This window comes from Pseudomonas sp. GW822-FHT07A10 (genome assembly GCF_058798795.1).
On record NZ_JBXAKV010000001.1, the window covers coordinates 517,007 to 531,988 of the forward strand.

9 protein-coding genes are annotated in these 14,982 nt (G+C 57.0%); 1 reads left to right on the plus strand and 8 read right to left on the minus strand.

The annotated features are described in order from the left end of the window. Position 1: 1 nt before the first annotated feature. Genes bcsB through bcsQ form a run of 3 tightly spaced genes read right to left on the minus strand, consistent with a single transcriptional unit; the run spans position 2 to position 5,615 of the window. Complete coding sequence (bcsB, locus tag AC1RL4_RS02195; protein ID WP_290371264.1) at positions 2-2,305, minus strand: cellulose biosynthesis cyclic di-GMP-binding regulatory protein BcsB; 2,304 nt, start codon at positions 2,303-2,305, stop codon at positions 2-4. Then, positions 2,302-4,533 (minus strand): UDP-forming cellulose synthase catalytic subunit, encoded by a 2,232-nt coding sequence (gene bcsA / locus AC1RL4_RS02200; protein WP_028940799.1) that lies wholly within the window; start codon positions 4,531-4,533, stop codon positions 2,302-2,304. Before bcsA ends, bcsB begins: the two co-directional genes overlap by 4 nt. After that, positions 4,530-5,615 carry a cellulose biosynthesis protein BcsQ gene (bcsQ, locus tag AC1RL4_RS02205; protein ID WP_230172216.1) on the minus strand — a complete coding sequence of 362 codons (1,086 nt, stop codon included), beginning with the start codon at positions 5,613-5,615 and terminating at the stop codon, positions 4,530-4,532. The genes bcsA and bcsQ overlap by 4 nt, the downstream gene beginning before the upstream one ends. Positions 5,616-6,225: 610 nt before the next feature. On the opposite strand from bcsQ, the gene AC1RL4_RS02210 reads away from it, so the two are divergent. Then, positions 6,226-7,002: an alpha/beta fold hydrolase gene (locus tag AC1RL4_RS02210; protein WP_096480340.1), complete on the plus strand. Its 777-nt coding sequence runs from the start codon at positions 6,226-6,228 to the stop codon at positions 7,000-7,002. Between the two features lie 197 nt (positions 7,003-7,199). Here AC1RL4_RS02210 and AC1RL4_RS02215 read toward each other — a convergent pair whose 3' ends face one another. From AC1RL4_RS02215 to AC1RL4_RS02235, 5 genes are all read right to left on the minus strand, one after another. Then, positions 7,200-7,898 carry an outer membrane protein gene (locus AC1RL4_RS02215; protein WP_096480339.1) on the minus strand — a complete coding sequence of 233 codons (699 nt, stop codon included), beginning with the start codon at positions 7,896-7,898 and terminating at the stop codon, positions 7,200-7,202. Between the two features lie 85 nt (positions 7,899-7,983). Then, complete coding sequence (locus AC1RL4_RS02220; RefSeq protein ID WP_019578642.1) at positions 7,984-8,460, minus strand: SRPBCC family protein; 477 nt, start codon at positions 8,458-8,460, stop codon at positions 7,984-7,986. A 59-nt stretch (positions 8,461-8,519) separates the two neighbouring features. Beyond that, entirely contained in the window at positions 8,520-11,930 is a 3,411-nt protein-coding gene (locus tag AC1RL4_RS02225) for a polyketide synthase family protein (protein WP_230172218.1), read from the minus strand. A gap of 83 nt (positions 11,931-12,013) precedes the next feature. After that, positions 12,014-13,099, minus strand: a complete 1,086-nt coding sequence (locus AC1RL4_RS02230) for an acyl carrier protein (protein ID WP_096480337.1) — start codon at positions 13,097-13,099, stop codon at positions 12,014-12,016. Positions 13,100-13,217: 118 nt separating this feature from the next. Continuing rightward, positions 13,218-14,981 (minus strand): FAD-dependent monooxygenase, encoded by a 1,764-nt coding sequence (locus AC1RL4_RS02235; protein WP_019578644.1) that lies wholly within the window; start codon positions 14,979-14,981, stop codon positions 13,218-13,220. Position 14,982 lies beyond the last annotated feature (1 nt).

Below are 14,982 nucleotides of genomic sequence, written 5' to 3' on the forward strand. Positions count from 1 at the left end.
CTTATTGACCAAGACGACGTTTGGCCCGTAGGCGCAGGGCCAGGTAGGTCATCGAAGCAAACAACAGGACCCCGAGGAGCGTGAACAGCATGAGCGCCAATACGTTTTGCGAGAGGTACCACTGCAGATAGCGCAATGGCCCCAGGCTCCCGACGTAGTAGTCCTGTTCGGCGACCAGCGATTTGACATGCTTACCCTTGACCACCACCAGACTGCCTTGCAACTCGTGGGCGTTTTCTTCGCTGCTGAGCAGGGCGTTGGTCACGTCGGCCAAGCCGTTGGGCCTTGCGCTGGCGATAAACACCACACTGCGCCCACTCTTGAGCGGCGATTCGAATCCAGTCAGATAAGCACTGCCGTCGTCAGCACTGAACCTGAAGCTGTTGCGTGCTTCACGCAGATTGGTTTTCGTATCCGGGCTGATCCAGTTGCGCAGACGCAAGGGCAGGTCAGACAGTTCAAAGTACTGCACAGCAGCTTCGTCCTTGGCCGGCAGCAGGCTTTGCCATTGCTCCAGCAGCGGCTGATTGTTGCCCGAGGCGAGCACCAGCAAATCCCGGTCGCGTTGCTCGGCCACCTGGTCGGCGTGGACCACCTTTACGCCGGTGGCCGGATAACCGGTGGAGTCGCCGAAGCGGCCCAGCACGGTCAGATAGGCGCTCAGATCGGCCGGGCCTGACTCGTTGGGCAGGATCACCGATGTTTCAGAAAGGTCGGCCATGCGGGTGAACGGGAAGCCGCTGTCCTTGAACACCCCGAGGTTGGGCATGGCCATGAAGTGTTCGTATTGGCTGAGGTCCAGGGTCGAGTCCGGGTCGATCACACCGCGCATGTTGTCGATGATGATGTCGCGGCAGTCGCCCTGTTTGATGTAGTCATACATAAAGCGAAATTGCAGGCGTGATTGCAGCGCTACGGAATTGAGCGGCAATAGCATGCGCGACGTGCGGGCCAGGCTGTCGTCGGTTTTGAGCATCGCCAGCAGGCTGTCGCTGTTGCCGAGTTTCTCGATCGAAGGCAGATCGATCGACTTGATGAAGGTATCGTTGAAGTTGACCAGCAACGAGGAATTGGTCGAGACCGGCTGCGGCGTATAGCGGTATTTCAGGTCAAGTTGTGCGCCGGGCTCACGCCAGTTAAACAGGTCGGGTGGCAAGCGCAGCGCAACCGTCATTTGTCCCGGGTTGTAACCTGACACATTGAGTTCTGCGGGGTTCGCCAGTTCACCCAGGCGAACCGGGCGGTCGGAGGGCAGCCAGTTAGGCGCGTCGTACGGTCGGCGTGGCTTGAGCGAGTCGATCCGGTCGATCACCACGCTGTGCCCGGAAAAAGCCGAGCCACCGAGGGCCAGTGCTGTCGCGGCGACCTTGAGGTCGGCGCCATCGCGCCCGGAGACGATCAACAGTTTGCCCTGAGCATCATTCGGGTTGCTCACGAGTGTCAATGTCGGCCCCGTGGCTTCTTTGATCGGTAAGCCACTCAAGGCCGTTGATTCGTTGCCGCTGACAAACACCACGGCGTTGCCTTTGGCCGGCAGGCTGGTGAGGCTGGCGGGGAAGGTTGCGCCGCGGTAGCTGGCCAGGGCGCCAAACCAGGACGACAGGATACCGGCGGCCTCAAGCTCAGGGCCACCCGGACGCGCAGTGAACACGAAGGGCAGCTTCAGGGGCGAAGCATCTCGACGATCGAACAAGGGCAGAGGCAGAGCGGACAGGTCGTTGGGCTGCTTAATCGAGGACACCTGGAGGCTCAGCTGGCTCTCGTTGCCAATCTTGGCCCACAGGCTGGAGTGCAGAGGGTCTTCACATTGCATCGTGTAGTGACCGATGAACTGCAGGCTGAGCCGGTTGAATTCGGTGATGGTCTGCGGCGGAATCTGCACGGTCCGGGTCTGCAATTTACCGGCCTCTTCCTTCGGGAGGGGCAGGCTGGCGGCCACTTGATCGTTGATCAGCACGTTGATTTGCGAAAGATCGGCCAGCAGCGCCGGTGAATAGCTGTACTGCAGTGTGACCTGCGCAGCCGTGACGACTTCATCGGCGCGCACATTGAAATTCACACTGTCGGTAGCCTCCACGCCTTTAAGGTTCATCGAATAGCTTTTGCCCAGCTCCTTGAGGGTGCGGGTATAGCTATTGCTCGGGGCATCGGTCCCTGGCAACGATGCGACCGGCATCACCGCCGGCTCTGTGGCGCTGATTGGGGTGGTAGCACTCAACGCCCAGTCGCTCCAGCCCACTAGTGAGCAGGCGAGCAGCATGAGTGAGCGACGAGGAGGAAAGGTCCGGCGAGTGGAAGGCTTCAAGATCGTTGCGTGTCCGCGGTGGGGTCGATGGGTGATGGAGTGGCCGGGCGTTTGCGCAGCAGCGCCTGGCTGTCCTTTAGGGTGGCAACGAACAAGCGCAGGATGGCGCGCAAGCCAATGCTGCTGACCTCGCGCAACGCTGACATTGGCGCGTCGAGGCGGCCGTTGCCCCACGTGTTGGCCCAGGTGTCGGCCCGTGAAAAGGTCAGTCGCACCAGTTCACTTTGCTGGCGCAGGGTCAAACCCTCGAATTTCACGCCTGCCACGTTGTCGTTGCTGAAGATCGTTGTTGCGGGAAAGAGGCTTGAGGGAGGTGTGCGCAGAATGCACAGCCGCAGCTTCTCTTTGGCGTTGAGCTGAACTTGCGGTGGCAGTGCCAGGCCCACGCCGTTTTGTGAGAAATCCCGGGTTATGCAATCGAACGATGTGCCGTCTTCGCGATAGACGCGCACGGGCAGATCCGCGGGCACCCTGGGCTCGTTGCGCACCTGAGAGGACTCAGTGGCCACCGCCACGGCGGTGCTGACGATGATGATGTTGTACACGGTCCAGACCAGGTTGATCAGCAGGGTAGTGACTTCGGCCGAATCACTCCCGACCAGTTTCACCACGCCGATCGCCAGACCGATCATGTTCAAGGTCAGCAGGACGATGTAAGGCCGCGCGAGCTTCCAGTTGAAATAGTCCTTTTCGACGGTGCCGCCCTTGTCGGTTACGTTGAATTTGCCCAGCGAAGGGCTGATCAGGGCCAGGAGTACCGGGCGCATGATGTGCCAGGCCAACACCGACTCATACACTTCGTTCCAGAAGGAATGGCGGAAGCGCCCCTGGATGCTGGAGTTGGTCAGGCTGGAATGGAAAATATGCGGCAGTACATAAACCGTGACCATCAACGCCGAGGCATGGAAAATCTGCGCGTCGAAAAACAGGTAGGCCAATGGTGCAGTCAAGAACACCAGGCGGGGCAGGCTGTAGAAAAAGTGCATCATGGCGTTGAGGTAGCAGATGCGCTGCCCCAGGTTCAGTCCTTTGCCAAACAAGGGATTGTCGGTCCGAAAAATCTGCACCATGCCCCGCGCCCAGCGTATGCGCTGGCTGATGTGTCGGGAAAGGCTTTCGGTGGCCAGTCCCGCCGCTTGTGGAATGGCGAGATACGCGGTGTTGAAACCACGGCGATTGAGCTTGAGTGCCGTGTGCGCATCTTCGGTCACGGTCTCGGTGGCGATGCCGCCGACTTCCAGCAAGTGAGTCCGCCGGATGACCGCGCAGGACCCACAGAAAAATGCCGCGTTCCACAGGTCGTTGCCGTCCTGCACCAGGCCGTAGAACAGCTCACCTTCATTGGGTACCGAGCGAAAGGTATCGAGGTTTTTTTCGAACGGATCGGGTGAGTAGAAAAAGTGCGGCGTTTGCAGCAACGCCAGATTCGGGTCCTTTAAAAACCAGCCCATGGTGATTTGCAGGAAGGAGCGGGTGGGCACGTGGTCGGCGTCGAATACGGCAATGAACTCGCCATCGGTGACTTTGAGTGCCTCGTTGAGGTTGCCGGCCTTGGCATGTTGATTGTTGTCGCGGGTGATGTAGTTGACACCAATCTTCTGACAGAAAGCCTTGAATTCCTCCCTCCGTCCGTCATCGAGCACGTGCACCCGCAGTTTGCCCTCGGGCCAGTCAATGGCCTGAGCCGCGAGTACCACCAGTTTGACGATACCCAATGCTTCGTTATAGGTGGGAATGAACACATCCACCGTCGGCCATTGCGCGGGTGGCTGCTGCAGAAACTGCGGTTTACGTTGCAACGGCCAGGCGGTCTGTACATAGCCGAAGACCAGGACGAGCAAGGCATACAGTTCGGCCAACACCAGCCCGTAGCCAAATACGGCATCCTGCCAGTTGTCGAAGTCCAGGGTATCGGACAGGCGCCAGTACATGTAACGCAACGAAGCGATCAGCGAGAGGGTGATCAGGGTCAGGATCGCCAGACGCCCGGTTTGCTTGCGGATGATCAGGCTGGCGGCAAAACAGACGGTGGCAAACGCGGCCTGGGAATACAGATTCTGCGGTGCAGTGAGGATACCCAGCACCAACAATGCTGCAATCAGCCCGCCTGAGATTTTCAGGCCCAGGCGCCAACGCAGGGGCCATTGGCTAAAGCGATCCTGGAAGCTATCCAGCAGCTTCTGCAACCACCAGGTCTTTGCAGGTAGCTGATTCAGCTGGACGGTCATGGCGTGCCCTGCTGGCTGGAAGCATCCGCGAACAGCAGGGCATGGACCGCGCCTGATAGCGACAGAATGTCCTGACAGCCAATGCTCTCAGGTGCGTACTGCAACAGGTCCCGACCATAGGCCAGCGACTCGTTGAACTGGTGATCGAGGCGAATCGTCCCGATCAGGTTAGCGCCGAGCCGTCGCTGAAACAGCACGCCCATGTCCCTGCTGAACGCACGGGAGTCATCCCGTTGGTTGAGCACATACCGCTGCCGCTGTGCGCGTCGCGGGCTGGTTTCCAGCCACTGGGTCATGGTGTCCAGTGCCAGGTAGGAGGCCGCGTCGGCCACCGTCATCACCAGCACCAGATCGGCGGCGTCGAGTGCCTGTTGCGAATAGACGGTCGCACCCGAAGGCGTATCCAGGATCACGGTATCGTTTTCGCTGAGGTTCATCGACGCAAGGTGCTGATTCAACCAGTCAGCATCTTCAAGCAGCATCTGCCTGAGCAAGCGGCGTTCGTTCAGCTCGCCAGTGCCGAAGGGCAGGCACTCACTGTCGCTAAAGCCCGGCAGGCGATGAGCGCTCCAGTCGGCGTCCTGTTCTTTGAGCTGGATCAGCCCGGGAGCCGGCCGGGTGATACCCAAGTGGCTGGACAGCGCGTTCTGAGGGTCCAGATCAATCGCGATGACTCGCCCGCCAGGGTGCCGAAGGGTTTTCGCGAGGCCAGCGGCGACGGTGCTTTTACCCACCCCACCATTCGCTGAAACGATGGCAATGACCTTCGCCTTGGTCCGCTTGCGAATCGTTTCTGGCAGACCGTCTCGGCGAACCTGGTTGAGTTCACGCAACAGGTCGCTCAAACGCTGACGGTCACCCGTAGCAGAATTCGCAAGTGGTTCGGTCAGGGGAGGGGACTTGGGCGATGGTGGCGAGGGGGCAGTATTTTTCACCGGCTCGACCGGCGGTTCTGGCTCAGCCACCGCAGGTATAACCGGGTCGTCTTTGAAATCTTTATAGTTCGGTTGTATTTCCTGGTAAGTCTCTGCATTGGCGCCAAAACGTGTAAAGAGTTTCGTAATGTCGTCTACATATTTCATGCGTTGTACCAGGAATGAAATAACTTAGAAACTCAGCATTCCATTAACTTAACAAAGTTGATGCGTCGTCTAGGCGTTGGCAGAGTGCCATTAATTTAGGGTTTCCATGTAGGTGTGTCAATGATTGTTATAAAAAGTCAGCGAGTCATGTTGGTGTTTGTCCAAGTGTTATTTGTGTGTTGTGATATTTGTAGAGAGTGCGAATGTTAAAGTGCGCCCAAATAATAACTATCCAATGAGGTGTGGTGCGGCAACAGGTAATAAATGCATTTATCGGAAGAATAATTTCCGAGTATTCCTGTTTCGGGGATAAAAGGAATCTCTTCGATTTCAATGGGGCGGAGTGTGAGTCGCGTTTTTCACTAAAGTTGTTGTTCTATTGGCTTACGGTGAAGCCTGTGAGAATTGGAAAAAGAAACTTCGGTCTCTTTTTTATGTTCGCCAAGTTTCACCACTTCTGACGCAAATGTATCTTTGTGTATCCAGGCCGCATGTCGATACGGACTGTTTCTTTTATGGGCGGTTGGTGACACATCCGGGATACCTGATCGGCGTCAAATGAACTCCATCGAGACATCGCTCAATAGTTCAACCACCCAAGGAGTTTCCAATGAAAAAAGTAATGGCCGCTCTGGCCTGCACCGCCAGCCTGATCATCGGCGCCAACGCGTCGGCGCAAGCTGAAAAGCCTACTGTCGTCCTCGTACACGGCGCCTTTGCCGATGCTTCGAGTTGGAATGGCGTGGTGAAGATCCTCGAAAAAGATGGCTACCCTGTTGTGGCCGCCGCCAATCCATTGCGCAGTGTGAAGAGCGATGGTGCTGCTGTTTCTGCGTTGCTCGATGGCATCAAGTCGCCTGTTGTGCTGGTCGGCCACTCCTACGGTGGCAACGTCATCAGCGAAGCGGCCAACGACCATGCCAATGTAAAGGCACTCGTTTATGTCGCCGCCTTCGCGCCCGAGGCGGGCGAAACGGTCGCCGGGCTAGCCGGCAAATTCCCGGGGAGTACCCTCGGCCCAGCCCTCGCAGCGCCTGTCGCACTGGCTGATGGCGGCAAGGATTTGTACATCCAGCAGGACAAGTTTCACGATCAGTTCGCCGCTGACGTCCCCGCCGCGCAGGCGGCATTGATGGCGGCGACTCAGCGCCCGGTCACCGAAGCGGCGCTGAACGAGCAGTCAGGTTCTCCTGCCTGGAAGCACATTCCGTCCTGGTACATCTATGGCGACAAGGACAAGAACATTCCACCGCAGGCCATGGAATTCATGGCCAAGCGAGCCGAGGCCAAGGTGGTGAAAGTCGTTAAAGGGGCTTCCCATGTCGTGATGGTTTCAAACCCGGAACCGGTAGCCCGGCTGATTGAAAAAGCGGCTACGGCGATGTGATTCCTGCGCTTGTGAAGTGCAGTTAGGCAGAGGGTCAAGTATCGAATCAAGGCATCAAGTGAGGAACTCATTTGTGCCTTGATCGATTTTTGAACGGGTGGTCGTCAGTCAGTTAATCAGCCGGTGAGCCTCTGCGCCGAAGCGTTTCACCGGCTTGCCGTAGCGACGCCTTGCAAGGCGCCGATCTGTTTAACCCCTTAGAACCAATAATGCAGGCCGAGCATTAATGACTGGGCGCTGTAGTCAGTACGCACATCGCCTTGGGGCAGGCCCTGAATGTCACCGAAGTGAGCATCGCGAGTCTTGAGGTATCGATAATCCAGGGACATGGACCATTGTTCGGTGAGTTCGTAACCTATACCGGCGCCGAGTTGATAGGCCGATACGGTGTCGCGATGAGTGCCGCCGAACTGGACGCCGCCGGCTTCCAGGCCACTGACCGACAGCGTGGTGTAACCCAGGCCGCCGCCGATGTAAGGGGTGAACCGACTGAAAGGTGCTGGCAGGTTCAAGACGTCATACCAGAGGTTGGCCATGACGCTGGTGGCTTCCTCTTCGCCTTTACCGTCGATGCTCCCGCCGCCTTCATAGACCCGGTTATTGAATTGGGTCAGGGTGTTTTTGCGGTAGCTGAGTTCCACTTCAGGTCTGAGCCCGATGGGGAATCGCCAGCCCAGTGCCAGTCCGGTGGCGTAGCCTGAGTGTAACGGTTGGTTGAATTCCATCTCGACAAAGTCGAGGTTGTTCTGGTTAAGGTCCTGCGCAGCCACCCAGTTCAGACCACCCATGACACTGACATAGGGGCCGAGCGTGTCGGCGGAACTGGACTCAGGGGCAATAAGGCCCATGCCAATGACGCCCATCACGAGATACTGAGGTTTTTTAAATAGGTTCATGCTCGGTCCGAAGTGTGCCGTTATCGATAAGTAAGCGGGGGGGTGTTCGGGAGCGAGCGTTCAACACGCTCCCTCCCGGGATATTTCATACACGGTGCAAATGCTTTCCAGGCTTTTCGAGCCCTGGGGTACTGATGGCATTCGCTCGTTGTTCAGCCAACGTGCACAGGTTGCGGAGTGCGGTGGTCATTGCCGCGGTGAGCATTTTGCGTAGCAGCCCGCGGTATAAAAAACTCAAGGGGCCAGAGATCTTCGCGCTATGGATGACCTGGGTTTCATTCGGGGAAAGCCTGCGCATCTGGTGATCGAACTCAAGGTCGATCCAAAGCAGTCTTGCCGTGTTCCGATAGCTTTCATGCAGCTTCACTGCTTCCAGTTTCAGCGGCATGTTCAGGCCATTTTTGAGGACGCATTTGCCTCGCGTTCCAGGTTGAAACGGGCCATTGAGTTCACACTGGCGAACGTCGGTATCCCATAGCGGCGCTTCTGAAAAATTGCTCCAGATATTCCAGATTTCAGCACGCGGCGATTTGACTATGACTTGCACTTTGACATCGTTCACGGCGACACCTTGATTGTTGGGGGCACGGTCATGCGGGAGAGTGGGATCAATTGAGTGCCTCAGGCAGCGGGTGCGGATTGACTCAGCACTTGAGCTGTAATGCTGGCTTGACCGATTTTTTCGCCCCGGTTGAACAGGTCGATATAGATGCGGTTGGTTTTGAACGGCTGCTGTGCGTCAAAACCCGCTTGCGGTGCCAATGACAGCGGACTGTTCCTGGGGATTGGCCGATCCAGGGTGAAACTCAAGGCCAGCAGGTTCATCGGAGTGTTGAGTGGAATCCGCAGATGGCTGTGGGCAATCTGCATGTAGCACTGGCGGGCAACTTCGAGGAAATACACCATCGAATAGTGCTCGGGGTCGCCCTCCTGGAAGAAGTGCTCATCCGGCAGTTTGAGCGTGTCCACGCTCAAACCCTGAGCGATGCCGCTCATGTCACTGACGATGACGTTTTCTTCCCTGGCCTTGTGCAGCAAGGCTTTGTCGCGGCAGCGAGTGGCCGTGAACTCGCCGGCGGGCGATTTCTCGAACGCCGAGCTGTAGGCCATCCCAAGGACGCAGGTGCACATCAGCTTTCCGGCTTGCATGACCTTGGCATTGAACACCTGCGGGTCTTTACCCTGTTCCAGATGCAGATCGATCACACCCTCCTTTTGTACGTATTGCTGGAACTTGATATTCAGGGTTTTGACATAGGCGACCCGTCCACTCAGTGGCGGCATGGCAAGTTCAATCAATTGCAACACGCCCTCAAGCAATAAAATGCCGGGGATGTGATCAAGAGGGTGATCGAAGAAATAAGGGTGCGCTTCATTCACCACGAGCTGGGCACGCAGTGACTGGGGGCCGCGCTGGACGTTGGTGATTACGACGTTTTCCGGGCGACGTTGCCAGTGCGCCGGGCGCTGGGCTTCAGTGCCACGGTGCAGGGCGAAAAGACTCTCCATGGCGCGAACCCGGACACGCAGCCCTGAGAGCAGGGTGTTGGTCAGCATGTCGCTGAGTTGCAACACATCGACGCCGTCGTTTTGTGGTTCGCGGACAAGGCTGACAGGACGGGCAGGCGGGATCACCGGCTGCAGTTCATGGTGGGCCGAGTGAGCAAAACGCAGGGTAAAGGGATGCTTGATGGCAGGAGCGGGTTCGGCCACCGTGCTCCATTCCCGAAGCTTTTCAGTAAACAACCACATCACTGCCTTGCCGGCTTCGCGAACCTCGATCACCGTGTGAGCCGATGCACTCAACATCACCGCCAGCAGGGTTTCGACGCCACTGGCTTCAGCCAGGAAGCCAGTCATTTCTTGCAGGGATCCGCTGGCATGAGTCGCATCAGGTTGCAGCTCGCAGACTTCAATGCTCTGGTATTGACTGCGCTTTTTGCCCAGCAGTTGGCAAGCCTCTTCCAGCGAGTTCGCGGCATGGGCGAGGACCGCTGCGCGGATCACCAGTAAAGGTTTGTCGCTGGCCTCTGGTTGATAAGGACGCAGCGCAATCAGCCCCAGTCCTTCACCTTGCACCGTCGCTGAATGCCGGGCACGTTCGATCTCGATTTCACCACTGATAAAGCGCCCTGCACCGAGCAACAGCGTGGTTATGCCGTTCTTGAACCATTGCTGCGACGCCAGCAAGGTTTGCCAGAACAGACCCGGGGTGCCGACCAGTGTTTGATGGAAACCCTTGAAGTCAAAAATCTGCGTCGGGTAGCCGGACAACATGTTCGGCAACATGGTTGCCACGTCCGCTACCTCCACGCCCGGTGGCGTGCCTTGAGCCTGGGAGTAGAAGCTGTGAGCGCTGCTGTACGCATTGCTGAAGCGTTCCCCACCCATGTTGCAGCACATGACCATCGCCGTGCCGGGTGAGCCGGCCACACCCGGCAGGCGTCGCAGCAAATGATTGACGCGATCGGTGATCAACAACTTGAACGGATCGACATGGGCCAGAGGTTTGGGGCCCATGCCGAAACCGTCGATATCAATGACGCGATCCTGCGCCAGGAATTGGCCCAGTAACGGCTGACCTGGGGCAGGGGAGTAATCAACGAAACGCCCATAAGGGAAACTGACCGATGGCGCTGCCGGCCGATCGAGCTGTTGCTTGAATGACTGCAATGAACCGTGACTGCCGATCGCTGCTTCAGCCTCGACAATCGCGAGGTCCAGCATCAACACGCCGGGGGCGCTTAGAGGGACGGCAGGGCGGTTATCGGGAATATATTCATCCACCACCAGATGCGCATTGGCGCCGCCAAAGCCAAAACTCGAGATGCCTATACGGATCGCCGACTGACGATCCGCGAGGGGTTGTATCTGCTTTGTGGCCAGTCGCAGGCTGGTCTCGTCGACTTTTGCGCTGGTTCGGTAGTCGGGCTGAGGTGGAATCCCTTTGTGACGCAAGATCATCAGCGCTTTGGCGAGCGAAGCGCCTCCAGCGGCGGCCAGTGGGTGGCCAATGACGGACTTGATCGAACCGATGGTGATTTTTTTGCCGTCTGTGCAATGGGGGGCGAAGAAGCTGTTCAGCGAGTCCAGCTCTGTCGCATCACCCAGCGGAGTACCGGTGCCATGGGTTTCGATGTAGTCCACGTCATTGGGATCCAGACCGATATAGGCACGCTGGTAAGCCGTGTACTGGGCCTGTTTGCCAGGCGCAAACACCGAACCTTCGGCGCCATCGGCGGACATTCCCAATGCCCGTAAAACACCCAGGGGACGGCGCTGCGCAATCAGGGCCTGCGATAGCGGTTCGACCAAAAAGGCGACTGCACATTCGCCCGGCACAATACCGTCAGCGTCCTGACCGAACGCCTGCATTTGGGCCCGGGCGGAAAAGGCGGTCAACTGCGAGAAGCCCAGAAACAGCGCCGGTGGCAGCACGGTGTTCAGTGCCATGACAATCGCGTTATCCGCCTGTCCGCTGTTGACCAGAGCCTGAGCCATGTCGATTGCATAGGGAAACGAACTACAGGCAGTGTCGACGGACAACGCCGGGCCACCGAAGGCAAAAGCCGCAGCCAGTTCAGCCACTTGTTCACCCGGCGTGTAGCCCTGTGGTGCTTCGGTTTTTCCGGACATGCCTGTGACGAAATAACTCTCGTCGCTCCAGGATGTTGCGACCACCAATGCAGTGCGTTCCTTGATCAGTGTCGAGCCTTGTCCGGCAAGCTGGGCGAGGAGTGTCTGCAGTACTTTCTTACCGATGGCGACCTGCCGTCCTTCATGCCGTGAAGGGATTGAAGCGTCATCCTTCAGGCAAAAAGCACTGTCCAGGTAAACGCGATCCTTTTCACCTGTCTTTGCTGAATAGATTGACGCCTTATCCAGTTCCCAGCGTGTCAGCATCGAATTGATAGGCGCTATCTGTCCTTCCGACAGCAAGTGCCAAAGCGCATCCGTTGACGGTGCCCCGGGAAACTCGCCGGCCATTGCGCTGAAGCAAAAGTCGCCCTCTGTTGTTACCGCGCCATTCATACCCTGTCTCCTGATTGCCAAAATGCTGGGTGATCTGTCCGATCACCCGGATTCCATGCCATTTTTTACAGCGGCTCAGTGCTTCAGCTCAGTCGTGCCAGAAGCGACAAGGCATCCTGCGGCGTACGACGCGACATCAGTGCTTCACCGGCAAACTCGCTGGCAGAACACTGTTGCGCCATTGATTGGCAGAGTGCTTCTCGGGCAAAACCATTGAGCCCCAACTGTGCAAAGGGCGTCTCAATGTCGATCGACTGTGGCGCGTCCGGGATCAGGGGTGACAGGGAGTTGAAAAGCAGGTTGCTTGCCTGCCCTTGGGCGTCCGTTGTGGCAGGTGCTTGCACTTCGGTAGCGGGTGTTGATGTTGACTCGGGGGCGGCCAGGGCGGCTTTAATCAGGGCGATTGTTGCCTGCGGATACTTGGCGTTGGCCAGCTCAGTGCTGTTGGCCTTGAGTTGCGGCCACAATGCGACGACCGACTCCAGGAAGTCCAGCTGCACGAGGGAGTCCAGGCCCAGGCTTTCATAGCTTTGTTTTTGGTCGATCTGGTCAACCGTAAAACCGGTGATATTCGCCAGTTGTTCCAGTACCCATGCTTCAACATCCACGGCAGGTGCCTGCGGATCGGCTTCAAGTCGCGCCAGCAAGGCGGTAGGAGTGGGGGCATCAAAGAGCTGCGAGGTGAGCTCTTTCTTTTCCGGGAAGTGCTGGGCCAGGGATTCGAAAATATCGACCATGCCGAGAGAGTCGATACCCAGACTTTCGAAACTTTGATCGAAGTCGATTTGTTCCTTTTTGAATCCGGTGACCGTACTTATTTCGGCGCGTAACCATTGCCCGTAGTTGAGTGCAGGCGTTTGTTCCACTACAGGTGTCGATTCCAGTATTACCGGGTTCGAGTGTACGGGCTCCAGCACCGCAAGGTTTTTATTGACGGGGGCTTCAATCCCATTGGCATAAACGCCCTCGAGGACTTGTTGGTGAGCATTGAAGTAATGCGCGGTGACGGATTCGGCCTGCTCCAGCAAACGCATCAATATTGATTCTTTTGCGATATTGGACTCGCACAGTGAATCAATGATTTTTTCTGAAAGAGAAAAATAGCTGTTGGCTATTTTTCCATTGGACACGATGAATTCCTGCACAACATCGTTGAGTTGGAAGCGCATGAGGTTCTCCTAACCAAAGTCGGTATATATTTTCTACAAACAAGAAATAACAAGTCTTGGCCCAGGGTTGGGCCTTGTGTGAATCAATGAACCAAGTTGGCAGTAGCCATATAGCGACTTAAAGTTGGAGTTCCACTGCGTCGATCTCGGAAGATGTTGTTTTTCTGGCTCCCTTGAGCAGCCCGGATCTTACGTTCAGATAAGTGAAGAGCGTTATTGCATCGGCTCCCTGGAAAGCGATGTAGCCGTCAGGACGAATCAGCATCAACGTGCCCGCTTTGGCATGGTAACGCTTGTGCAGACGCCAATCGGGGTCCAGCAACGTCGAGTGCCAAGAAGGCAGTTCGGCGCTGCTCAGGGCATCAATAACACAATAAGCCTTGATGCCCGGGTAGTCCTTCTCCACCGACTCGGCCAGCGAGTAATAGCCCGGCAACAACGGGGAAAACTGATCGGCTGCGCTGAAAATCAACAGCGTGAACGTTCCGTGGAACAAGTCGATCAAGCGCTTTGGCGGCATACCTTGCAGTTGCCACAACTCGACATCGGGTGCCAGTTGCCCGGCGCGAGGCACCGACGTCTGGAATTCAGGTTTCTTGCCTTTTTTATCCCAATTCATGCGCTGCTTTTTCGTCAGCGATTCCTGGATGTAATCACTCTTGCCGTAGTGGTACTGATGACCGGAAATCATCGACGGCAGTTTGCGCTGAACCTTGCGCCGGTTGCTTATCAGTGGCAGAACATTGTCGCGCAGCCAAACGAGGGCGCGATGCTTGACGGTAATCAGTCCGGTCAGTCGATGTGCTGTGTTCTCGACTTCCAGGGCCACCGGGTAGCGCTCTTCGTTGTAGCTTTCCAGCAACGATGGATCAGCCAGGCCCTGATCGACATAGGCCATTTTCCACGCCAGGTTATAGGCCTCGGAAACCCCCAGGTTCATCCATTGGCCACCGATCGGGCTGCCGATATGAGCCGAGTCGCCTACCAGAAACACAGAGCCTTGCTGCAACGACTGCACGCGGCGATGTTGGAAAGAGGCGATGGTGGTCGATGAAATATTGGACAACGTCATCTTTTGCCCGCGTCCTTCGCACAACCGCTGAAAGTTCTCCAGGCTCAAGGAAGGGCGCTCACCTTCTGGTGGCAGGTTGTAGGGCATCTCGATGAAAAGTCGATAACGGGATTGGGCGCTGATCGGCGCGACCGCGACATAACCGTCCTGTGCACCCAGGAAGAAAGCGCCTTCGTCCTTGCTTCCAGACCACTCGATATCGGCATCGGCGAGCATGAAGAAGCGGTCGTAGGACGATCCTTCGAAGGTCATATCAAGACGTTTTCTGATGTTGCTGCGAGCACCGTCGCACGCGACCACCCAGCGGCTGGAAAAGGACTCGGCGCTGCCGTCCGCATGCTGAAGCGTCATCTGCACCGAGCCCGGCTGGTTTTCTATATCGACCAGCTCGGTATTCCATTCAACATCTGCTCCCAACTTGTTCAGTCGCTCAAGCAGAATCTTCTCTGTCTGCGGTTGTGGCAGGCTGAGGAGCAGGGGGTAGGTGGCGTCCAGGTAGGAGAAGTTGTAGTTCAGCACCCGTTTGGCGTTCGATTGCACCGAAAACTGGTTGATAGTGAATCCGTCACCGATGGCCTGATCGGCAACTCCCAGATCTCGGAAAATTTCCAGGGTTCTGGAATGGATGGCCATCGCTTTGGTAGCGGTCGAGGGACCGGCATTCTTTTCAATGATGCGAAAAGAGACGCCCCACTTCTTCAGCATGATTGCCAGGGACAGGCCAATCGGGCCGGCGCCTACGATCATGACTGTCGGGGTATTACCGGGTTGGCTGAAGTGCTTGGGGGCCAAAGTGCTCAGAGTGTTCATC

What these genes read in the sequence shown, in the direction of transcription:
- bcsA (WP_028940799.1), bottom strand. Translation starts at nt 4,533, where the DNA reads ATGACCGTCCAGCTGAATCAGCTACCTGCAAAGACCTGGTGGTTGCAG.
- bcsQ (WP_230172216.1), bottom strand. Translation starts at nt 5,615, where the DNA reads ATGAAATATGTAGACGACATTACGAAACTCTTTACACGTTTTGGCGCC.
- AC1RL4_RS02210 (WP_096480340.1), top strand. Translation starts at nt 6,226, where the DNA reads ATGAAAAAAGTAATGGCCGCTCTGGCCTGCACCGCCAGCCTGATCATC.
- AC1RL4_RS02215 (WP_096480339.1), bottom strand. Translation starts at nt 7,898, where the DNA reads ATGAACCTATTTAAAAAACCTCAGTATCTCGTGATGGGCGTCATTGGC.
- AC1RL4_RS02225 (WP_230172218.1), bottom strand. Translation starts at nt 11,930, where the DNA reads ATGAATGGCGCGGTAACAACAGAGGGCGACTTTTGCTTCAGCGCAATG.
- AC1RL4_RS02230 (WP_096480337.1), bottom strand. Translation starts at nt 13,099, where the DNA reads ATGCGCTTCCAACTCAACGATGTTGTGCAGGAATTCATCGTGTCCAAT.
- AC1RL4_RS02235 (WP_019578644.1), bottom strand. Translation starts at nt 14,981, where the DNA reads ATGAACACTCTGAGCACTTTGGCCCCCAAGCACTTCAGCCAACCCGGT.